19 protein-coding genes are annotated in these 21805 nt (G+C 33.6%); 9 read left to right on the top strand and 10 right to left on the bottom strand.

The window, feature by feature from the left end; genetic code table 11:
• Positions 1-89: 89 nt before the first annotated feature.
• The 4 genes from ACRHOC_RS07150 (at position 90) to ACRHOC_RS07135 (ending at position 5697) form a co-directional block, all read left to right on the top strand.
• Complete coding sequence (locus ACRHOC_RS07150; protein ID WP_431157905.1) at positions 90-380, top strand: DUF4834 family protein; 291 nt, start codon at positions 90-92, stop codon at positions 378-380.
• A gap of 75 nt (positions 381-455) precedes the next feature.
• Positions 456-2894: a YfhO family protein gene (locus ACRHOC_RS07145; RefSeq protein ID WP_431157904.1), complete on the top strand. Its 2439-nt coding sequence runs from the start codon at positions 456-458 to the stop codon at positions 2892-2894.
• Positions 2895-2903: 9 nt separating this feature from the next.
• Positions 2904-4193, top strand: coding sequence for a glycosyltransferase (locus tag ACRHOC_RS07140; RefSeq protein ID WP_431157903.1), 1290 nt, complete (start codon positions 2904-2906; stop codon positions 4191-4193).
• Between the two features lie 46 nt (positions 4194-4239).
• Entirely contained in the window at positions 4240-5697 is a 1458-nt protein-coding gene (locus ACRHOC_RS07135; protein WP_431157902.1) for an oligosaccharide flippase family protein, read from the top strand.
• An 87-nt stretch (positions 5698-5784) separates the two neighbouring features.
• On the opposite strand, the gene ACRHOC_RS07130 is transcribed toward ACRHOC_RS07135, so the two are convergent.
• Together ACRHOC_RS07130 and ACRHOC_RS07125 are read right to left on the bottom strand one after the other, a co-directional pair.
• Positions 5785-7053 (bottom strand): hypothetical protein, encoded by a 1269-nt coding sequence (locus ACRHOC_RS07130; protein ID WP_431157901.1) that lies wholly within the window; start codon positions 7051-7053, stop codon positions 5785-5787.
• Between the two features lie 168 nt (positions 7054-7221).
• Entirely contained in the window at positions 7222-7935 is a 714-nt protein-coding gene (locus ACRHOC_RS07125) for a hypothetical protein (RefSeq protein ID WP_431157900.1), read from the bottom strand.
• Between the two features lie 222 nt (positions 7936-8157).
• Here ACRHOC_RS07125 and ACRHOC_RS07120 point away from each other — a divergent pair, with 222 nt between their 5' ends.
• Positions 8158-9243 (top strand): DUF3667 domain-containing protein, encoded by a 1086-nt coding sequence (locus ACRHOC_RS07120; protein ID WP_431157899.1) that lies wholly within the window; start codon positions 8158-8160, stop codon positions 9241-9243.
• On the opposite strand, the gene uvrA is transcribed toward ACRHOC_RS07120, so the two are convergent.
• Positions 9240-12032, bottom strand: a complete 2793-nt coding sequence (gene uvrA / locus ACRHOC_RS07115; protein WP_431157898.1) for an excinuclease ABC subunit UvrA — start codon at positions 12030-12032, stop codon at positions 9240-9242. The two genes, ACRHOC_RS07120 and uvrA, sit on opposite strands and share 4 nt — an antisense overlap.
• Before the next feature lie 239 nt (positions 12033-12271).
• On the opposite strand from uvrA, the gene ACRHOC_RS07110 reads away from it, so the two are divergent.
• The gene (locus ACRHOC_RS07110) at positions 12272-12856 is read left to right on the top strand and encodes an RNA polymerase sigma factor (RefSeq protein ID WP_431157897.1); all 585 of its coding nucleotides are present in this window, start codon (positions 12272-12274) and stop codon (positions 12854-12856) included.
• A gap of 227 nt (positions 12857-13083) precedes the next feature.
• On the opposite strand, the gene ACRHOC_RS07105 is transcribed toward ACRHOC_RS07110, so the two are convergent.
• Positions 13084-13635, bottom strand: a complete 552-nt coding sequence (locus tag ACRHOC_RS07105; protein ID WP_431157896.1) for a hypothetical protein — start codon at positions 13633-13635, stop codon at positions 13084-13086.
• 43 nt (positions 13636-13678) lie between these two features.
• Positions 13679-14332: an endonuclease III domain-containing protein gene (locus tag ACRHOC_RS07100; protein ID WP_431157895.1), complete on the bottom strand. Its 654-nt coding sequence runs from the start codon at positions 14330-14332 to the stop codon at positions 13679-13681.
• Positions 14333-14366: 34 nt separating this feature from the next.
• Here ACRHOC_RS07100 and bcp point away from each other — a divergent pair, with 34 nt between their 5' ends.
• Complete coding sequence (gene bcp / locus ACRHOC_RS07095; protein WP_431157894.1) at positions 14367-14822, top strand: thioredoxin-dependent thiol peroxidase; 456 nt, start codon at positions 14367-14369, stop codon at positions 14820-14822.
• 38 nt (positions 14823-14860) lie between these two features.
• On the opposite strand, the gene ACRHOC_RS07090 is transcribed toward bcp, so the two are convergent.
• From ACRHOC_RS07090 to ACRHOC_RS07075, 4 genes are all read right to left on the bottom strand, one after another.
• The gene (locus tag ACRHOC_RS07090) at positions 14861-16420 is read right to left on the bottom strand and encodes a sugar porter family MFS transporter (RefSeq protein WP_431157893.1); all 1560 of its coding nucleotides are present in this window, start codon (positions 16418-16420) and stop codon (positions 14861-14863) included.
• 80 nt (positions 16421-16500) lie between these two features.
• Positions 16501-17385 carry a hypothetical protein gene (locus tag ACRHOC_RS07085; protein WP_431157892.1) on the bottom strand — a complete coding sequence of 295 codons (885 nt, stop codon included), beginning with the start codon at positions 17383-17385 and terminating at the stop codon, positions 16501-16503.
• A gap of 3 nt (positions 17386-17388) precedes the next feature.
• Positions 17389-18180, bottom strand: a complete 792-nt coding sequence (locus ACRHOC_RS07080) for a glycoside hydrolase family 16 protein (RefSeq protein WP_431157891.1) — start codon at positions 18178-18180, stop codon at positions 17389-17391.
• 176 nt (positions 18181-18356) lie between these two features.
• Positions 18357-19823 carry a TonB-dependent receptor gene (locus tag ACRHOC_RS07075; RefSeq protein WP_431157890.1) on the bottom strand — a complete coding sequence of 489 codons (1467 nt, stop codon included), beginning with the start codon at positions 19821-19823 and terminating at the stop codon, positions 18357-18359.
• Between the two features lie 72 nt (positions 19824-19895).
• Between ACRHOC_RS07075 and ACRHOC_RS07070 the strand changes: the two genes are divergently transcribed.
• Positions 19896-20657, top strand: a complete 762-nt coding sequence (locus tag ACRHOC_RS07070; RefSeq protein ID WP_431157889.1) for an MBL fold metallo-hydrolase — start codon at positions 19896-19898, stop codon at positions 20655-20657.
• A complete protein-coding gene (locus tag ACRHOC_RS07065; protein WP_431157888.1) occupies positions 20658-21164 on the top strand; it encodes a hydrolase in 507 nt (168 codons plus the stop codon).
• On the opposite strand, the gene ACRHOC_RS07060 is transcribed toward ACRHOC_RS07065, so the two are convergent.
• Complete coding sequence (locus ACRHOC_RS07060; protein ID WP_431157887.1) at positions 21161-21805, bottom strand: alpha/beta hydrolase; 645 nt, start codon at positions 21803-21805, stop codon at positions 21161-21163. The two genes, ACRHOC_RS07065 and ACRHOC_RS07060, sit on opposite strands and share 4 nt — an antisense overlap.

Below are 21805 nucleotides of genomic sequence, written 5' to 3'. Positions count from 1 at the left end.
ATTCAAATATAGATATTTTATACTTTTTTTAGGGAATAATAACGTATTATAACTGCTGATAATTGTATTTTTGATTAGAATTAAGATACATGATTTATACGGCATCAGTTATGGGCTTGTTGCGAACCATACTTATTATATTATTAGTCTATTTTGGATTAAAAATACTCTCACGCCTTTTTGCACCAGTTTTATTGAAATTTGTAGCAAAAAAAGCAGAACAGAGATTTGGTGATCAATTTGGAGGATTTCAAAACCAAAATAGAGCACAACCTAAACAAGGAAAAGCAGGAGAAACAGTCATCGATAAAATGCCTAACAAGAATAAAAAGTCTAATGATAAGGTAGGTGAATATATCGATTATGAAGAGATAGAATAGTACTTCTTTTATTCAACCCTATTTCTTTTTAAAAAATTAACTACTTTTCAGAATCATTCAAATTATAGAGACTTCATGATATTTTCCTTGAAAAAGTTAGTGCCTCATTTATTAGTAATTGTAGGGTTCATAGCTCTATCCTTGGCTTATTTTAATCCAGTTCTTAAAGGAAAAAAGATATACCAAAGTGATATAATGCATTACATTGGTATGGCACAACAGCAAAAGGAATTTGCAAAAACTACTGGTGAAGAAACGTATTGGACAAATGGTGCCTTTGGAGGTATGCCAACTTATCAACTAGGTGCAAAATATCCACATAATTATATTAAAAAATTAGATCTGTCACTGCGATTTTTACCAAGACCAGCTGATTATCTATTTCTCTATTTTTTGGGCTTCTATTTGTTATTATTAGCACTTAAAGTGGATTATAAGCTTAGTGCTTTAGGTGCGTTAGCCTTCGGCTTTTCGACCTATTTAATAATTATATTAGGCGTTGGCCATAATGCAAAGGCGCATGCCATTGCTTATATGCCATTGGTACTCGCTGGTATAATACTCACCTTTCGAAAAAAGTATATAATAGGTTTTTTATTAACTGCTATTGCGCTAGGATTGGAGATCGTAGCCAATCACTTCCAAATGACTTATTATTTGCTATTACTGGTGCTCGTATTAGGATTAACCTATTTGATAGACGCATACAAGAAAAAGGTGTTACCTCATTTCTTTAAGTCTGTTGGAGTGTTAACAGTTGCCACTTTAATTGCCGTTGGGCTAAACGCCACAAATTTCATGGCTACCCAAGAATATGTGAAATCAAGTACTCGTGGACAAAGTGAATTAACTATAAATCCTGATGGATCACCTAAGGAATCAGCTAATGGATTAACGAATGAGTACATTACTGAGTATAGCTATGGATTATGGGAAACTTTTAATCTATTTATTCCAAAATTTAAAGGTGGAGGCAATAGAGAAGATGTGGGCAAGGAATCTGCAACCTACAAGGCATATATAAATTTAGGTGCATCACCGATTGAAGCTTTAGAAGCATCGAGAGAAGCGCCAATGTATTGGGGCGATCAGCCTATTGTAGAGGCACCAGCATATGTTGGTGCTGTTATTATTTTCTTGTTTGTACTGGGACTATTTTTAGTAAAAGGAAGGCTAAAATGGTGGCTTGTTGGAGGAACTCTACTATCACTTTTGCTATCCTATGGTAAAAACCTAGAGGTCTTAACCGACTTTTTCATAAATGTTGTTCCGCTTTATAACAAGTTCAGAGCTGTTAGTTCTATTCAGGTAATTCTAGAGCTTTGTGTTCCTGTTTTAGGAGTTTTTGCCTTGGTGCGACTTTTTAATGATTTCCAAAACAATGATGAAAAACTTAAGTATCTTAAGTATAGTGTGCTAATTACAGGTGGCCTGTGTATTACATTTTTACTATTCAAATCAACTTTATTTGATTTTGAGGGATTGCGTGACGCTAGATACGCACAAGCTTATGGTCAACCCTTTGTCGATGCTTTAATTGAAGATCGAAAAGCATTATTTAACGCTGACACTATAAGAACACTTGTATTAGTTATGCTAACTGCTGGTGTTCTATATTTTTATCTTAAGGAAAAATTATCTGAAAAATTAGTTGTTGTAATTGTAGCCATATTAATCGTTTTTGACCTTGTAAGCATCAATAGAAACTATGTAAACGAAGATAATTTTAGACCAGCAAGATTGGTCGATAATCCTTATCAGCCAACAGAGGCAGACAAAGAAATTTTAAAAGATACAGAGCATTTTAGAGTATTGGATATGTCGTCTTTAGGACAGAGCCAACCAGGCCGCGCGGCTTATTTTCATAATTCTTTGTTCGGCTATCATGCCGCAAAATTAGGACGTTATAATGATGTCTTGGATTTTTATGTGTATAGAAATAACATGAATGTTCTAAATATGCTCAATACCAAATACATTATTATTGAAGAGGAAGGTCAAATATTACCTTACACCAATAGAGAAGCTAATGGTAATGTATGGTTTATAAAAGGTTTTGAGATTGTAGATAATGCGGACGAAGAAATTAGAGCTTTAGATAGTGTGGATACTAAGGAGTATGCCTTGATTCAAAAATCTATATTTTCAACTAATGGATTAAAGAAGAATTATAGCCTAGACTCAACGTCTATAATTTCACTTAGAGAATTTAAACCTAATTATCTAAAGTATGAAACTGATAATACTTTTGATGGCTTTGCAGTTTTCTCTGAGGTTTATTATCAACCAGGATGGATTTCTTTATTAGATGGTAAAGAAGTGCCTCACCATCTTGTTAATTATGTTTTAAGGGGTATGGAAGTACCTAGTGGCAAGCATACCATTGAGTTTAAATTCGAGCCTCAGGTTGTTAAAACTGGCAGTACAATTTCTTTGGCAAGTTCAGCACTACTAGCAATTCTAATATGTGCTGGCCTATTTTATAAAATTAGACACAAACAGGAGGTCGACTAACTTTAATTAATGTCATCTAAAAAGGTATTAATAATAACTTATTATTGGCCACCAGCGGGAGGACCTGGTGTACAGCGATGGTTAAAGTTTGTGAAATATTTACCTCAATATGATGTAGAACCCATTGTTTATTGCCCAAGTAATCCAAGTTATCCTGTAGTCGATTCGAGTTTAAAAGAAGAAATACCAGAAGGTATAGAAGTTCTTTCTCAACCCATTAGAGAACCTTATCGACTGGCTAGTTTATTTTCTAGAAAAAGTACCAAGGATATAAGTTCTGGTATTATACCCAAAGCTAAAAGACAAACTTTCATTGAGAAATTCCTGCTCTTTATACGTGGAAATTACTTTATTCCAGATGCGCGTGTAAATTGGGTAAAACCTTCAATTACTTTTTTATCCCAATACATTTCACAAAATGCTATCGATAGTATTATTACAACGGGACCACCGCATAGTCTTCATTTAATAGGCTTAGGTCTTAAGGAGCAAATAGGAGTGAAGTGGATTGCAGATTTTAGGGATCCTTGGACTACAATAGGTTACCATAAGGCCTTAAAACTTAGAAGGAAGGGCAAGGAAAAGCATATTCAATTAGAAAAAAATGTACTCTCTAATGCAGATGAGATTATAGTCACCAGCCATTTTACAAAAAAGGAATTTTCGACAAAAACGAATGTCCCTATAACGGTCATTACCAATGGTTATGATAATCATCATGTATCTATAGATAAAAAAGATGCAAAGTTTACATTATCTCATATTGGTTCATTGCTTTCAGAACGAAATCCGATTGTTTTATGGCGCGTACTTTCTAAATTAATAGAAACGCACAGTGAATTCGCAAAGCATTTTAGATTGAATTTGGTTGGTATAGTTAGTAACGATATTCTTGATAGTATTAAGTCTAATGGTCTGGAAGAATTTGTCACAGTTGTAGGTTATGTGAATCATGATGAGGCTATTGCCTATCAAATGAAATCTAGATTACTACTACTTATCGAAATAGATTCGGAGGATACAAAAGCTATTATTCCAGGAAAACTTTTTGAATATATGATTTCAGAAACACCTATTCTAGCTATTGGACCAGATGGTTCTGATGTTGAAATGATAATTAAATCTACGAACACTGGTCGTTATTTCAATTACCAAAATCAACAAGAATTAGAGGCTCAACTACTTACTTATTTCGAAGCTTATAAAAATGATTCATTAAATGTTAATGCAATTGGTTTACAGCCATATAGTAGAAAAGAGCTCACAAAGTCATTAAGTACAATCATTAAGGAGCTATAGAGAATTTCTAGAGGCAAAATGAATTTAAGTTGTAAATTGCCTAGGTATGGGTATTATTTTAAATCAGTCGTTTAAAAACACCATAACTACATATATAGGCTTTGGTCTTGGTGCAGTTAATACGCTCTTTTTATATACCAATTTTCTAACCGATGAATATTATGGTTTAGTTGCCTTTTTGCTTTCAACAGCTAATATTATGATGCCATTTATGGCGTTTGGTGTACATAACGCCATAATAAAGTTCTACTCCTCATTTAAGTCCAAAGCAAAGGTTGATGGGTTTTTAACCTTTATGCTTCTGTTACCGTTAATCTTGATTACCCCAGCGACATTAATAGGTTATTTTTCGTATGACGTAATAGGTGATTTATTATCTCGTGAAAATTCTATTGTTTCAAATTATGTTTGGCACATATTAATTCTGGCCATAGCAATGGCTTATTTTGAAATTTTCTTTGCTTGGACAAAAGTACAATTACAGACAGTTTTTGGAAATCTGATGAAAGAAGTATTTCACAGATTCGCCATAATGTTGTTACTATTAGCAGTGTATTTAAAGTGGTTAAATGTTGAAGATTTTATCGTTGGCCTGGTTATTATATATCTACTTAGAACTTTAATAATGAAGCTTTATGCCTTTAAAGTTCATTTCCCAAGGATTAAATTTATAATGCCAGAAAATATAAATGCTATTTTAAAATATGCCATATTAATGATCATTGCAGGCTCTGTTGCTATGTTAATTTTAGACATCGATAAGTTTATGATTGGATTAATGATAGATGAAATAGAGCAGGTGGCGTATTATAGCGTAGCCATTTTTATTGCAACAGTAATTGCAGTACCACAACGTGCTATGCACCAGATTATGATGCCATTGACAGCACAGTTTTTAAATGAAAAGAATAATGAAGCCTTAGAAGATCTTTATAAGCGAAGCTCATTAAACTTACTAGTTATTAGTGGATTTATTTTTCTGTTAATTGTATTAAATATTAATCAGTTGTATTTAATATTACCAAAAGAATTTACAGGTGGACTTATAGTTGTGTTTGTAGTTAGTATTGCTAAACTTTATGATAATAGTTTGGGGAATAATAACGCTATTTTATTTAATAGCAATTATTATCGTATGGTATTGGTATTTGGAGTTGTATTAGCAGGCTTGGCCATTATTTTAAATTTTATTTTTATTCCAATATATGGTATTAACGGTTCGGCAATAGCCACTTTCTTAGCAATAGCTACATATAATACCATTAAAGTTGCATTTGTAAAAGTTAAGTTTGATATTCAACCTTACTCGTTGTCATCGTTGAAGGTATGTGTACTTATAAGTATATTAATTTCAGTTTTTTATTTCTGGGATTTTAGCTTCAATCCGATTGTAAATATTGGTTTAAAGTCTTTGTTGATTATGATTGTTTATTTTGCTTTTATACTTAAATTGAATATTTCAGAAGACATTTCTAAACAAATAAAAAAGTATCTAAAGACTTAGATACTTTTTAAAAACGAGAAGTCCCGTAAGGTGCTCTGAGGCATACAGCATACGGGACCTCTACTAACCAACCAAAAAAATCATTTTTTATCCTCTAGATCGTCTTGAACTTGATCTCGTAGAACCTTGGTTGTTTCTTCTACTTGTATTAGATCGTGTTGATACAGACGACGATTTTCTTTTGTTCTGTATGGTACTTCTACTTCTTTTGTTTTGCGATGTACCTTTATTATAACTACGTGTACTAGTCGCTTTTGGTTTTCTAACAGAGGTATTTTTTGTACCTATTCTCTTATTGGACACAGACGATCTACTTCGGGTCACATTTTCTTTTAAATTTCTTGAACGTGTATTATTATTTATTCTACTTGTTCTATTTGGAGCAGACATTCTAGTATTAGAACGTGTGCTTGTAGCATTACTGTTTCTAGTTGTTCTACTTCTATTAATAGTTCCCTCTCTATTTGTAGATCTTGTGCTCATACCTCGTTCTACATTGCGAGTAGCTGATCTATTAGACAAAGTCGCTGTTCTATTAGTTCTCGATCGCATTGTAATAGAGTTTTGTGCTAAACGCGTAGATCTCGTTCTTGTGATTTCCGCATTTCTTCTTTGTACGGTTCTCTGAATATTACGCTCCGTTCTATTTCTAGGTGTTTGCGAATATCTAGTAGCAAGTCTCGCATCACGTCTTCCAAACTGAGCATTTCCGCGTCTACTATTTACATTAAAGTAACGTACATTGTTTCTGTATGGTCTATACCAGATATGTCTTACTGGCGTATAGAACTGTCTGTATGGAAATGTATTAATCACACAGTAGTTTACAGGTGGAATCGCATAAAATCTATGCCAAGGTCTCCAAACATAAGCTCTGTTGTAAATATTTATAAACCCATCGTATCTCCAAAAGACATTATTTCTGTAAAGAATATTTAAACCTCCGATTCGATTTACACGACCAAACCCATTGTAGTTAATAAAGATATTTCCAATCTGATTAACTCTACCATAGAAATCGTAGTATATAGGAGTGTTTTCAATTTGAACAATGGCACCAAAGCTATCATACTGCACATAAGGGTTGTAATTAAACCCAGTATTAAAACTTAGTGAAAATCCAGGTCTATTGATACCAACATTAACGTTTGGTCCATATTGCGGCATATAAAAATCAAACTGTCCATCAGGGAACACTGAGAATTCAATACCAGCCTCCATAAATATGAAAGAATTACCATAACCTCTCACATAGTTATAAGCTGTAGTATTCGCTTCGTTTGAACTTGAGTTGGTTGCAAATGTAGTAGTGCTAGCCGTCACTAAAACTGCAAATAAATATAGTATTCGTTTCATAGTTATAAGGGTTTTAAAATTATACTATTACTTACAAAACAAACAGCGTGCCAAAAAATTTAAATAATTGATAATGAATATTTTAAGTCAAAATAAAACCCTGAATTATTTGGGGTAATATTCAGGGTTTAGTGTGTCATTAATTAACTAATACTAATGACTATTAATTTAATCCGAATTTTTAAAATTCAGTTTTTTCTGTTTTTTAATCTTTCCATTCTTTTTATAGTAGTAATAATGATCGTCATCCCAGTCTTCATCCCAATCGTCATCATCCCAATCATCATTCCAGCGCTGGTTTCTTTGTCCTCTCGGATTATTTGAGAAACGGCCAGATTCAAAGTCATTAAAACCATAAATACCATGTCCTGGATTATTAAAATTGACTTGGCCACGAGTTCCAACCATAAAACCGCGTCTATTATATTGAACTCTAAGATTACCTACTTGTCTTAGAAGACCTCTTCTGTAGTCCATGTAAACAGAGCCAGCTCTTATAATACGACCAAACCTATCATAATTGATAAAAACATTACCGACACGTCGTACTCGACCAAGCCTGTCATGTCTTACTAATGTACCACGATTAGATCTCGTGTAAACATGGCCTGGTGCACCGATAGATCCAGATCTTCTATTGCGTCTATTTTTATAGTACACGTCGCGTCTTGGTGCATAAAAGATGTCTGTGTTAAAATCGAAACTACCATCAGCAAAGATTAAGAACTCTACACCACGCTCTACAAACAAAATAGGTTGTGCATAACGATAGCGTGATGTAATATCTAAATCATTACTAGTTTTTACAGAATATTTTTCTGATGCGGTTACAGTTGTTAATCCCATTAACAACATTGTAAAAAGTAAAACCATTTTTTTCATAGTTAAAGAATTTAGATTTATGCCTACTCATATATAGCTTTTCGGCTTACGCTATTTCTTAATGAGTTTTCAATTAACGTGCCATTATTATACACACTTGTAATTCAGCTTATTACATATATCTTTTTTAATAATAATGTAGCATAACCTTAAATTAATCGTCTTACTATTAGTTGGATTTTATTTAAAAATCCTTAATTTTAATTCAAGCATTAACCAGAAATGAGCACCAACCAAATCGATTGTAAAAATTGTGGAGAACCTTTCGATCAAGGGTTTAGTTTTTGTCCGCATTGTGGTCAAAAATCTAATGATGAGTTAACTATTGGTGTTTTATTTTATAATACCATTAGTAATTACTTTTCATTTGATGCACGGTTTTTAAAGAGCTTCCTTCCTTTAATGTTTAAACCAGGGCATTTAGCCAAGGAATTTATTAAGGGTAAACGCTTATTGTATTTGCATCCTGCTCAGATGTATTTATTCATTTCCGTCATTTTTTTCTTCGTCATATCCTTTAGTACTAGAGATCTTGTTTCTCAGGCTAATGATTTAAATCAAAAAGTAATCTCTAATTCATCTAATGATAAGGATGCGGAAGATGGAACTCCTAAAGCTGCTGTATTAGATTCTGTTCAGATTGAAAAGATGATGCAACCTCTAAAAGAGAATCCTGAAAAGTTTGGGATGAAGGCAGAGGATTTAAAATTTACAGATTCCATTATTAAACAGGTAAATAATAAACCTGATAATGTTAAGACATCTTGGGACTTTGATAAGAAGAAGGTAGATTCTATGATTGCTGCAGGTTCTGATAAGCAAGCTATTTATAAACAAATGGGCATGAGCGATGATGCTGGTTTTTTTGAACGAAGACTATTTGCTAATATGTTAAACCTTATGGAAGGCCGTGGAGCAGGAGGAATGGTTCAGGCGTTTTTTGATAGTGTTCCGATTGCTATGTTTATTTTATTACCACTTTTTGCGTTTATCTTAAAACTATTCTATTACACTAAAGGTAAATATTCGCATCATTTGGTATTTAGCTTTTATTTCTTCTCCTATCTATTTACCGTTTTTGCAATTTTATTTGCATTAAATCGATTTGTTTATGACATTCCAGATTGGATAGATTGGTTAGTAGCACTCTCAACCTACTTTTACTTTTTAATCGCTTTGATTAAATTTTATGGCCAACACTGGTTGCTCACTTGGTTTAAAAGTGGCATAATAACGTTTATTTTCCTGTTGTTTATAATACCAACATCACTTTCGTTATTAGCAGCTTTTTCCTTTTTATTTTATTAGTGAAGTTTATCCTTTAGATAAACACCAGTGACAGATGCTTTATTTGAAGCAATTTCCTCAGGTGTTCCGAAGGCTACGATATTTCCACCTTTTTTACCTCCTTCGGGTCCCAAATCAATAATATGATCGGCACATTTAATGAGATCGATATTATGTTCAATTACAATAATAGAATGTCCTTTGGCTATAAGTGCTTGGAAGGATTTCAATAATTTCTGGATGTCATGAAAATGTAATCCAGTCGTAGGTTCATCGAAAATAAATAGTGCATTTTCACTTTTGCTTCCTTTTCCTAAGAAGGTTGCCAATTTTATCCGTTGGGCTTCACCACCAGAAAGCGTAGATGATGATTGTCCTAATGTAACATAACCCAAACCAACATCCTGAAGTGGTTGCAATTTTCCTTTTATTTTGGTTTGATTATGCGAATCGAAGAAGGCAATTGCGTCATCAATAGTCATACTAAGTATATCATGTATTGATTTACCTTCAAACTGAACCTCTAGAATTTCTTTTTTAAAGCGTTTACCACCACAAGTGTCACAGGTTAAGTGTACATCTGCCATAAATTGCATCTCAATGGTAACTTCACCTTCTCCTTTACATGTTTCGCATCGACCACCATCAACATTAAAACTAAAGTGTTTAGCTTGGTAGTTTCTTATTTTACTCAACTTTTGAGACGCAAATAATGCTCTAATATCATCGTAGGCCTTGACATAAGTCACCGGATTTGATCGCGATGAACGACCAATAGGATTTTGATCTACAAACTCAATATGCTGTACATTACTGTGGTTACCACTAATTGATGTGAATTGTCCAGCCTTATCACTAAAGCCAGTCAATTTCTTTTGTAATGATGGGTATAATATTTTCTTAACCAAGGTACTCTTTCCACTCCCAGAAACTCCTGTAACTACTGTGAGCATTCCAAGAGGGAAGGTGACATCAACATTCTTGAGGTTATTTTCTCGAGCACCTTTAATTTCAATTTGATATTTCGAAGTCCTACGTTTTTTCGGTACTTCAATCTCTAATTGACCATTAAGATATTTCGAAGTCAATGTATCGGACGCTAAAATATCGTTGTAATCGCCAGTTGCTACAACTTGACCTCCAAATGTTCCTGCTTCAGGACCGATATCAATAATCGTATCAGCGGCCTTCATTATATCCTCATCGTGCTCAACGACAATTACTGTATTCCCTAAATCCCTTAAAGATTTTAATACATTGATAAGTCGCTCAGTATCCTTTGGATGTAATCCAATACTAGGTTCATCTAAAATATACATGGAGCCTACTAAACTACTACCTAAAGATGTGGCCAAATTAATACGTTGGCTTTCTCCTCCTGAGAGTGTATTAGATTTTCGATTTAATGTTAGATAATTTAATCCAACATTAGAAAGAAACTGAAGCCTTGTGTTTATTTCAATTAATAGTCGCTTGGCAATCTTGGTATCGTAGTCATTCAATTCTAAATTATCAAAAAAAGCAATCAATTCCGTAATAGGAAGATCCACAAGATCGGTAATTGTAGAACCATTTATCTTAACATAATTTGCCTCTTTTCTTAAGCGTTTTCCCTTGCAAACATTACACTTTGTCTTTCCTCTATATCGCGATAACATTACACGATTCTGGATTTTGTATGCCTTAGATTCTAATTCTGCAAAAAAGCTGTCGAGTCCTTCAAAAAACTCATTACCTGTCCAGATAAGAGCTTTGTGCTCATCACTTAATTCAAAATATGGTTTATGGATTGGGAAATCGAACTTATGCGAATTATTCACCAGTTGGTCTCTATACCAACTCATACTTTCACCGCGCCATGGAAAAATAGCATTTTCATAAACAGACAGTGCTGTATTGGGAATTACCAAATCTTCATCAATACCAATGACATCACCATAGCCTTCGCATTTTGGGCATGCTCCATAAGGATTATTAAAACTAAATAGATGTGCATTTGGCTCAAGGAATGTCATACCATCGAGTTCAAACTTATTATTGAAGTTGGCCTGTTTACTGTCACTAACCGTTTCGATAATGCATGTACCAACGCCTTCGAAAAATGCTGTTTCAATTGCATCTGCCAAGCGATTTAAAAAATCTTCATCATTCTTAAATACAATTCTATCTACAACTAAAAATAAATCTTCAGTGGATGTAATCTTATTTTTTAAAGCATCGTCAATCCTTAGTACCTCAGAATTTACCTTAATTCTTGCATAACCTTGTTTTTGAAGCGTATCAAGTTTGTTTTCTATGGTTCTACCTTCTTCTAAACGAATAGGTGATAAGAGTAACAATTTTGTGTTTTCCTCAAATCTGGTTATGTAATCAATAACATCTGAGACTCTATGCTTTTTAACCTGATTACCAGAAATAGGAGAGTAGGTTTTACCAATGCGTGCAAATAATAGTTTAAGATAGTCATAGATCTCAGTTGTAGTTCCTACTGTAGATCGTGGGTTGGTAGAATTTACTTTTTGCTCTATTGCTATTGCTGGTGCAATACCTTTTATGTACTCAACTTTTGGTTTATTAAGTCGTCCCAAAAATTGTCTCGCGTAGCTCGATAGACTCTCAACATAACGCCTTTGGCCTTCTGCATAAAGTGTATCAAACGCTAAACTAGATTTACCAGAACCCGATAACCCAGTAATTACCACCAATTCATTTCTAGGTATAACAACATCAATATTCTTTAAATTATGAAGTTGTGCACCCTTAATAATGATATTTTCTTTAGGATTAACTTGGGAGATGGGTGTATTCATAAGCGTTTTTTGGACTGTAATTTTGCAAAGATACTACTTCTCATTAAGCTGATAAAACGCATTTTTATTAGATTAAATGTTAAAATTTGAGCTATATTTTTGTTTTTTCGGAATGATTGTTGTTATATTTGAGACATAATCATTTAAAAAACAGTAGCGTATAGCATAATATTACTTTAATCAAAAAGCTAGAAACCCCAAGTCTAATAACATAGTTGTTAGGCATTAAAGTAATTATTATGAAGAAAGAACTTATCCAAGACGCTACGTTGGTATCCAATTACATACGAGGCGACGAAAATGCATTAGCTGTGTTAATAGAAAGGCACAAGCAACGTATCTACAGTTTTATATATTCGAAGGTTTATGATAAGGACATAACCGAAGATATTTTTCAGGACACTTTTATTAAGGTCATTAAAACATTAAAATTAGGCAAGTATAATGAAGAAGGTAAATTTCTACCTTGGGTTATGCGCATTGCTCACAATTTAGTCATAGATCATTTTAGAAGAAATAGCAGAATGCCAAAATTTGATAATGCAGGTGAGTTTAGCATCTTCTCTGTTCTAAGTGATTCAAGTTTAAATGCTGAGAAATCAATTATAAAAGAACAAGTCGAAGAAGATGTAAGACGAATAATTGAGGAGCTTCCTGAAGACCAAAAACAAGTACTTGTGATGCGTATGTATCAAGATATGAGTTTTAAAGAAATATCAGAAAGAACAGGAGTAAGTATCAACACAGCATTAGGTAGAATGCGGTATGCTTTAATCAATATGAGGAAGGTTATAGAGCAGAATAATATTGTTTTAACAAATTGATATAATAAAGTGGAATAAGTTGCGTTTTAGTCATATAATAAATCCTAAATTATTAATATGGCAAAAATTTACTCTACTAAAACCCCAAAAAATTCAAACCTAAAACCAAAAGACGAGACAGTACGTTTTCTTTTGGATTATTCAAAGGCTTTAAGTGTTATAAATTATAATAAATTGAAGTTTGAAGCACTTCTAAATTAAGTTGGAAAAGAATCCTGATTGAGAGATCAGGATTTTTTTGTGAATAATAATTCTTGATAATTATGAGTTTCTAGGTACTCCTTTTTCATTGCTTTAAGATATTCAATGACTAAGTCTTTTTTAGGGTGTGTATCTAACAAACAATTTTCAGTTTGTTCATCAAATACAGTGATTACAATATACCAATGGCCAGTGCGACTAGTGTAATTATCATCAAAAACAGTCAATCCAGTTTTCTCTTGTAGTACAAGATCAGTAGCAGCAAAACCTAGATTGAAAACTTTATCTTCCTTTCCAACTTCTTCATAACTGAGATAATACCTTTCTTTATTTATGTAAAAAGGTGAATTATAGCCTACGTTGCTATGATTTAGCCTAAGCTTTGTGTTTATGTAATGATAAAACTCATTAGCATCTTTGGGATCCTTGAAAATGAATGACGTCTTTTTAGGCAATTTTCTCGAAAACTTCTTTGCCTGCATTATCTTATAATCCTTATTCTTAAATCGTGGTGCAATATTAGTAGGGATACATGAGGAGAGTAGAATAAGAGCAAGAAGAGGAAGTAAGATTCTCATTATTGATGGTTTTGTTAGAAGCATCAACAATTATACCATTAGCTTACTTGCCTTTATAATATTGATTTATTACAGATTTACGACCAACAGTTTTAGTAATAATATCTTTTTCTAGATCCCAACCTCTAGCTGGTGAGTACTCGCGTCCATACCAAATAATTTGCAGATGCAGATCATTCCAAAGGGCTTTAGGAAACAATCTTTTTGCATCTCTTTCAGTTTGCACAACATTTTTTCCATTACTAAGATTCCATCGATACATTAATCGATGAATATGTGTGTCTACTGGGAAGGCTGGTATGCCAAATGCCTGTGATAAAACAACAGCTGCCGTTTTGTGGCCAACTGCAGGTAAGGCTTCTAATTCTTCATAGGTTTTTGGAACTTTACCATTGTGTTTATCTATTAATATATGCGATAAGCCATGTATTCCCTTACTTTTCATAGGCGAAAGTCCAACAGGTTTTATAATTTCTCTTATTTCATCCACGCTAAGTTTAATCATGTCATAAGGGTTATCAGCGCGTTCAAAAAGCAAAGGTGTGATTTGATTTACTCGAACATCAGTACTTTGGGCAGACATCAAAACCGCAATTAACAGGGTATATGGATCTTTGTGGTCTAACGGAATCGGTATTTCGGGATAGAGTTCATTTAACGTATTTATAACAAACTGCACCTTTTCTTGCTTGGTCATTCATCGTATTTTTACAAAAACAAAATTAAGCATTATGACGCATTTAAAAGTAGGAGATAAAGCGCCTAATTTCACAGCTAAGGACGAGCAAGGAAATTCAATTTCACTTTCTGACTATAAAGGAAAAAAACTTGTTGTTTTCTTTTATCCAAAAGCAAGTACACCAGGTTGTACTGCGGAAGCTTGCAACCTTAATGATAATTTTGAGAAGTTTCAAGCTCAAGGATATGAAATTTTAGGTGTTAGTGCAGATAGTGCAAAGCGCCAAGCGAATTTTAAAAACAAATATGGTTTTAAATATCCATTACTAGCCGACGAAGACAAGGCGGTAATCGAAGCATTTGGTGTTTGGGGACCAAAAAAATTCATGGGCAAAGAATATGACGGTATCCACAGAACAACATTTATAATAAACGAGGATGGTGTTCTCGATGATGTGATTACCAAGGTAAAAACCAAGGCTCACGCCGAACAAATCTTAGACTTCTAAGAAGTATAGCATCATATTAATAAAATCCTTAAAGGAACTTATTTCACAAGTTGTGCTTCAAGTTCTTCTAAGGATTTTCCTTTTGTTTCAGGAATAACACGAATAATAAAGATTAAACTAGCAAAGGCGAATAACCCATAAATTAAAAAGGTCATTGCACTACCTATGGTAGATAATTCCCATGGAAAAATAAATTGTACACCAGCCGAAACAGCTGAGTTTACAAAACCTACAAAAGAGATGGCGACACCTCTAATCCGTAAAGGAAACAATTCTGAGAATAAAACCCACATCACAGGCCCTAACGAAATTGCAAAGCAAGCTACAAAACCTAATATTCCAATAAGTATTAATGAAGGGTTCATGCTTATAGCAGCTGTAATTAACTCTGATTCGTTTTGTTTTGCTTTTTCTGATCCTAATAGCTTCTTAAGTTCATTTTTATAAGCGACATCATTCTTAAATGATTGACCTACTAAGGTCGACACCTGTTCTCTTAATTCTACATTGGAAATTTGATCAATTTTTTCTTGTGAAAGCGAGTAGGTTGCAGTATTAAAGCCATAGGCTAAAAGACACATAAAAATACCTATTCCTGTCACACCGAAAGCAAGCAATGGTTTACGTCCAAGCTTATCGATAAGTAACATGGCCAATACTGTGAAAACAAGATTTGTAACACCTACAAGAATAGCTTGAATAAAGGAAGCGTCTGTCCCAATGCCGGATTGCTCAAAGATCATTGGTGCATAAAAAAATACAGAGTTGATACCAGTAATTTGTTGAAGTATACCTACAACCAAGCCAATTGTAATCACCAGACGCATTGCTGGTTTGAAGATCTCCATAACAGAAACTTTTTCCTTATTTCTATCTGTTTCTAATGAAGTGCGTATGGCTACGATATCTTTTTCTGCTTGATCTTCTGTGTAGAATTTATTTAAAACTAATTTCGCCTCCTCTAAATGCTTTTTCATAATTAACCACCTTGGACTTCTTGGTACTGAGAGTAATCCAAAGAAATATAAGACAGCTGGTAGTGCTTCAACACCAAGCATCCAACGCCAATTATTTTCTGCTATTCCTAATGATTGTACCCATTCTGAATTCGAATCACCAAGAGAAAGAATGTAATAATTACTAAAAAATGCAATGGTTATACCTAATACAATGTTAAGCTGATTAAAGGATACCAATCTTCCACGTTGTTCAGGAGGTGCAATTTCAGCGATATACATAGGTGCTAATATTAAGGAAGCACCAACACCAAAACCTCCCAGCATTCTAAAGATAAGAAACAGAGTAAAATTTGGTGCTAAGGCGGAACCCACAGCAGAGATTGTAAAAACCAATGCACATACTTTTAGCATGATGCGTCTCCCGAATCGATCACTTAATGGACCCGAAACCATCATAGCTAGAGCCGCAATGATGGTGAGCGAGCTTACTGAAAACCCGAGCTCAATATCTGTTAGATTAAAATCTATTTGTATGAATTTGTTAACGCCAGAAATGACAGAAGCGTCAAATCCCATTAAAAAGCCACCAAGCGCTACGATAAGTGCTATACGGACGGTGTAGAGCGATTTATTTCCCATTATTTGATTAGTTAGTTTTAGTGAAGCATAAGATATAAAATCTAGCTCCAAAATCTAATGTACTAATCTAAAATTAAAAATTAGCTAAAGTCAGATATGGAATATCGTCTAAACCAAGATTTGCGCTCACCAGGAAGGATATTTAGTGCAATGAATAATTCTGGACTAATAACATGGCCACAACCCCAAATATTGATATAATTAGTTGTAAAACTAGCTTCTTCCGAAATCGCAATTTTATTTTTATAGTCTTTTAAAAGCCATTTAGCCTTAACTGTTTTACCTCCTGAAATATTACTAAAAAAGAAATCACTTTCTGGTTGTGTATTAAATGATATCTGTTCAGAATCTATAGTAACCACATCATTTGGATTAACGATTTCATCAAAGACTTTTTTATCAAGGTCAAAATCGAAGGATAGTCTATAGTCTTTACCAATTAAGTTGTTGTTAATGGCAATGAAATTATGATTGTATTCGGTAGTAATAATTGGTTTTTCGCCTGTATTTAAAAGATTATAGCTCACTTGGAAGCCATCATCCAAAAGCGTTATTTCTTTTTCTAATTCGTACGCATATCCATTTTCATTTTTACTTGTACAACCTAATTGAATTCTATTTTCTGAATAATCTATCGAGAAGTTTGCTGGTTTTATCTCATAATTATTTAAGAAGTAATAATCGTCACTATCTTTTTTGAGTGAGCCAACACCAATTTTAGGGAACCATTGGTTCTTCTTGATCTCCTTAAAACCAATTGGCATAGATATACCAAATTCGTTATAAAATCCTCTTCCGAAGGTTTTAATTTCTTCGGGATGGGTTTTCTCATTTCCCGATACAAGGAGTCCTTTATATTTTACGGTAGTAATTTTACCAGTCCAATCGAATCTTGGGAACTTGTATTGCTTTAATGGATCATCAACATGTAATTCAATTACCTTATTTTTTAAAATAAAGCTCATGACTTATAATGCTTTAACTTTCTCGTATACTCTTACCCAATCAACATACATTTTTTGAGGAAATGGAGTAGAGGCGTTTGGTCTGCCAGCATAGGTACCACCAACTGCAAGATTTAATAATATGAAATGTTCGTTGTGAAATTCAGATCGTTCTTTATCTGTAATTGATGTTGAAGCAAAAACAGTATCATTAACCGTCCAACTTATTTTATCCTCATCCCATTCTATTCCAAACACATGAAAATCATCTGCAAATATGCCATCCTCTAGTTCATAAGATTCAGCACCCATCATAGCATGCTCTCCTGAATTGTCAGCATAGTGCAAATTGGCTTCAATGACTGCATCACTATTTGTACCATATAATTCTAAAATATCTATTTCTCCGCAAAAGGGCCATGGTGTGTCACCTCCATTTTCATCAATATTAGCTCCAAGCATCCAAAAGGCAGGCCAAATACCTTTACCTTGTGGCAATTTGATACGTGCTTCTATTTTACCATATTTCCAACTTTGTTTGCTAGCCGTGTTTAATCGGGCAGATGTGTACTGGTCTAAACCATGAGAATCACTTTCATGGATAGCCTTAATTACTAAGCAATTATTTTCTATATAGGCATTTTGAGAACTATCTGTATAACGTTGCCATTCTTCATTAAACTGACCTGCAGGTAATACTTGATGATTCCAATTTTCTTGATTTATCGTATCACCTTTAAACTCATCTGACCATACAAGACGCCACGAGTCATTAACTTTAGGTGGTTCCTGAGAATTGGCATTATTATTTTCCATGCAAGAATTGGTTATTAAGATTAAAGAAAAAAGTAGGGTGTAAAAAAGTGATTTCCTTTTCATTTTATTGAAATAAGATTGCACTAATTTAACCTTAAAATTTAAATTAATTTAAAAATTAGATGGTGGAAAAATAATATAAAGGAACTTCTATAAGAAAGTAAGGTAATATGATATTATCTCAGAACTTCTTCAGTTTCACAACCGAATAACGCCTTTTCTTTAATTAGTTTAGCTACACCTTCTGGAAGCATTTCTTCCCAACCTGTATCTCCATTTGCAATTTTCTTAAGAACAGTTCTTGAAAAAATTGAAAGGATGGAAGGATCGAAATCATTAATATCCACAACTTTACCATTGTACTTGAAGAATTTGTAGAGTTCCTTCATTCGAGGATGTACCTTAAGGTTTTCACTTGTTGTTAGGCTTCCATCTTCATTTTCCATTGGATATAGATAGACGCGCAGATCTTTGTAGAACAATTTTCCAAAGGCTTCTAATATACCTCCACTTAGATGGCGATAGTACTTTTCATCAAAAATATCTACCAAGTTGTTCACACCCATTGCTAAGCCCATTCGAGCTCTTGTATACTGTGAAAAATATTCTACTAATCGGTAATACTCTTGGAAGTTAGATATAAGAACAGTTTGTCCTAAAGAACAAAGCAAACGTGCTCTATCCATGAAATCTTGTTCATCAATTTCACCTTCTGCTCTTAAGTTAGATAATGTAATTTCAAATATTACCTGTGTTTTCTCCTTATCAACCTTATTCTCCTTAATAAACATTTCATATGATTTCTCAAACATATCCATGTTTACTTTGGTAACTGGTCTAAAACTTCCGCGAAGTGCTAAAATGTTCTTTTTGTAGAGTACTCTTGCAGGCAAAACATTATTACCATCTGGTGCAAACATTACCGCATCTGTCATTCCGTTTTTAACCAGTTGAAGACTCATTAATCTATTATCAACATCCTTAAAAACAGGACCAGAGAAATTAATGGTATCTATTTCTAATTGATCTTTGTCTAAATGATCGTATAGATAACGTAGTAGTTTACGTGGTTGATTATATTTATAGAAAGCACCATAAATAAGGTTTGTACCTAATTTACCTAGAGTTTCTTGCTGTAATCTAGCATCATTTTCTTTAAATCGAATATGAAGAACAATATCATTGTATTCTTGGTCTGGTGCAACCTGATACTTAATTCCGACCCAGCCATGGCCTTTATACTTTTTAGCAAAGTCAATTGTAGCTACAGTATTGGCATATGAGAAAAATATTTTGGTAGGATGTTTTTCGCGCTTAATTCTTTGCTCGATTAGATTTACCTCATGATTAAGCATTTTTCTCAATCGTGCTTCGGTAACATAACGCTTATCATCCTCGATACCATAGATAGCGTCACTAAAATCCTTATCGTATGCCGACATAGTTTTTGCAATTGTACCTGAGGCACCACCAGCTCTAAAAAACTGACGTACAGTTTCTTGGCCAGCACCAATTTCCGCAAAAGTACCGTAAATGTCCTTATTGAGATTTATTCGTAAGGCTTTATCTTTTAAGGAAGGAATATTTTCGATTTCGAAGTCTCCTTTATACCTTATATCTTCCATAGAATTTGGGTTCTTCATAATGAGGCAAAGGTACTATTTTAGAGTGGTATACAAAAAAATAAGCTTATTTTTGTCTTAAACTTAACAGTCTTGACCGTAACATTTTTAGGTACTGGAACATCCCAAGGAATACCAATTATTGGCAGTAATCACCCTGTATGTTTAAGTGATAATCCAAAGGATAAAAGACTAAGAGTTTCGGTGCTTGTAGAGTGGGACGATTACACCTTTGTTGTAGATTGTGGTCCAGATTTTAGGCAACAGATGCTAAACGCCAAAGTTTCTCGACTAGACGGTGTTATTTTCACGCATGAGCATGCTGACCATACAATGGGTCTAGATGATATTAGGCCATTTTTTTTTAGACAAGGTGATATTCCATTATATGCGCACAAACGTGTTTTTAAGGCCTTAGAAAAACGATTTGATTACATTTTTACAACCGAAGCCAAATATCCAGGTGTTCCAAGCGTTATTCAAAATGAGATTACTAATACACCTTTTAGAGCAGGCGGTATTGATGTGATTCCGATAGAAGGGTTGCATTATAAATTACCTGTTTTTGGATTTAGATTTAAGGATTTTGCCTACCTAACGGACATGAAAACAGTACCAGATGAGGAGGTTGAGAAGCTTAAGGGTTTGGACGTACTTGTTGTTAATGCCTTGCGAGAAGAGCCTCATATGTCTCATTTTAATCTTGAAGAAGCTTTAGCCTTTATTGAAAAGGTGAATCCGAAAAAGGCCTATTTAACACACATTAGTCATCACTTGGGATTTCATGATGTGGTACAGGATAAGTTACCTGAGAATGTGTTTTTAGCTTATGATAATTTAAAACTTAATATATAGATGAAGAATAGAATTTTTATGTACTTGTTTTTGTTTTCGGTATTGCTGATTGTTTTTCAGTATGTCAATTCAAAAAATATTATTGATAAATATGAGAATGATATAAAGGTATTTAAAGGTAAAATTCTAGAAAACGAGCAACTTGTTGAAAACTTACAAAATGAAAACTTTGAGTTAGGACAGTTTAGTATCGTTGGTAATGAAGAGGCTTTAACTTATTTCGAGGATAGAGGTTACGATACGGAGAAATTAATACCAACAATAATTGACGGTCTATACAGTATGAATGATTATAAAGGTGAAGATCACCCTATTGTTCCATACGTTTCCATGACAGAATCTAAAATGTTGATTAATAATATTAGAATCCTAAATCACAAATGGATATTAGCCGATTTCTCTGATACTGAGAATTTCGGAGAGATTTTTGTTACTTATGAAATTGATGAAAATAATCAATTAAAGTATAAGCTTGTTGAATACTTTATGTACCCTATTCAATATTAGAGGTAGCGCTCTAACCAGGTTTTAAAATCATAGAAGTTTTGAGGCGCAACACCGTGGCCCACAGGATATTCCTTGTAAGTATGATTTACATTAAGTGCATCTAAATAATTAGGTGTTTTTCTGGCCCAATCAACCGGAATAACCTGATCCACTGAACCATGGGAACAAAAGAAATTCAAATGATTGTAGTTAAATTTACTAGTATCACTTGGCATTATATCCTCGTTAATGTAACCACTTAATGCTATAACATTTTTAACTTTTTCTGGATAATTTAATGCAATAGAATAACTTAAAATACTGCCTTGACTGAATCCTAAAAGTGTAACATTATCAGGATTTATTGGGTAGGTCTTGCAAGCATAATCTATAAATGTAGAAATCATATTTACGGATGCGAGGGCTTGTTCATTATCACTCCATTTACCTTGTACGGCATCAAAATTTATAGCGTACCATGCATTGCCAAAAGGTTGCATTTTAAAAGGAGCCCTTAGTGAAATAATAAATAATTCTTCAGGTAATTCTTGGGCAAATGAGAAGAGGTCATTTTCATCACTTCCATAACCATGACACATAATAAGTAAGGGTGCATTTGCATTTAAAACCGATGGTCTTTTGAGGTAAAATAAATCCGTCAT

Origin of the sequence: Winogradskyella poriferorum (assembly GCF_050618035.1) — a bacterium.
GTDB lineage: Bacteria > Bacteroidota > Bacteroidia > Flavobacteriales > Flavobacteriaceae > Winogradskyella > Winogradskyella poriferorum_A.
This window is presented reverse-complemented; position numbering and strand designations above follow the sequence as displayed.

Coding starts and splice junctions, on each gene's coding strand:
- ACRHOC_RS07060 (WP_431157887.1), bottom strand. CDS start 21,805: ATGACGGATTTATTTTACCTCAAAAGACCATCGGTTTTAAATGCAAAT.
- ACRHOC_RS07065 (WP_431157888.1), top strand. CDS start 20,658: ATGAAGAATAGAATTTTTATGTACTTGTTTTTGTTTTCGGTATTGCTG.
- ACRHOC_RS07120 (WP_431157899.1), top strand. CDS start 8,158: ATGAGCACCAACCAAATCGATTGTAAAAATTGTGGAGAACCTTTCGAT.
- uvrA (WP_431157898.1), bottom strand. CDS start 12,032: ATGAATACACCCATCTCCCAAGTTAATCCTAAAGAAAATATCATTATT.
- ACRHOC_RS07105 (WP_431157896.1), bottom strand. CDS start 13,635: ATGAGAATCTTACTTCCTCTTCTTGCTCTTATTCTACTCTCCTCATGT.
- ACRHOC_RS07075 (WP_431157890.1), bottom strand. CDS start 19,823: ATGAAGAACCCAAATTCTATGGAAGATATAAGGTATAAAGGAGACTTC.
- ACRHOC_RS07110 (WP_431157897.1), top strand. CDS start 12,272: ATGAAGAAAGAACTTATCCAAGACGCTACGTTGGTATCCAATTACATA.
- ACRHOC_RS07100 (WP_431157895.1), bottom strand. CDS start 14,332: ATGACCAAGCAAGAAAAGGTGCAGTTTGTTATAAATACGTTAAATGAA.
- ACRHOC_RS07085 (WP_431157892.1), bottom strand. CDS start 17,385: ATGAGCTTTATTTTAAAAAATAAGGTAATTGAATTACATGTTGATGAT.
- ACRHOC_RS07150 (WP_431157905.1), top strand. CDS start 90: ATGATTTATACGGCATCAGTTATGGGCTTGTTGCGAACCATACTTATT.
- ACRHOC_RS07090 (WP_431157893.1), bottom strand. CDS start 16,420: ATGGGAAATAAATCGCTCTACACCGTCCGTATAGCACTTATCGTAGCG.
- ACRHOC_RS07125 (WP_431157900.1), bottom strand. CDS start 7,935: ATGAAAAAAATGGTTTTACTTTTTACAATGTTGTTAATGGGATTAACA.
- ACRHOC_RS07145 (WP_431157904.1), top strand. CDS start 456: ATGATATTTTCCTTGAAAAAGTTAGTGCCTCATTTATTAGTAATTGTA.
- ACRHOC_RS07130 (WP_431157901.1), bottom strand. CDS start 7,053: ATGAAACGAATACTATATTTATTTGCAGTTTTAGTGACGGCTAGCACT.
- ACRHOC_RS07080 (WP_431157891.1), bottom strand. CDS start 18,180: ATGGAAAATAATAATGCCAATTCTCAGGAACCACCTAAAGTTAATGAC.
- ACRHOC_RS07135 (WP_431157902.1), top strand. CDS start 4,240: ATGGGTATTATTTTAAATCAGTCGTTTAAAAACACCATAACTACATAT.
- bcp (WP_431157894.1), top strand. CDS start 14,367: ATGACGCATTTAAAAGTAGGAGATAAAGCGCCTAATTTCACAGCTAAG.
- ACRHOC_RS07140 (WP_431157903.1), top strand. CDS start 2,904: ATGTCATCTAAAAAGGTATTAATAATAACTTATTATTGGCCACCAGCG.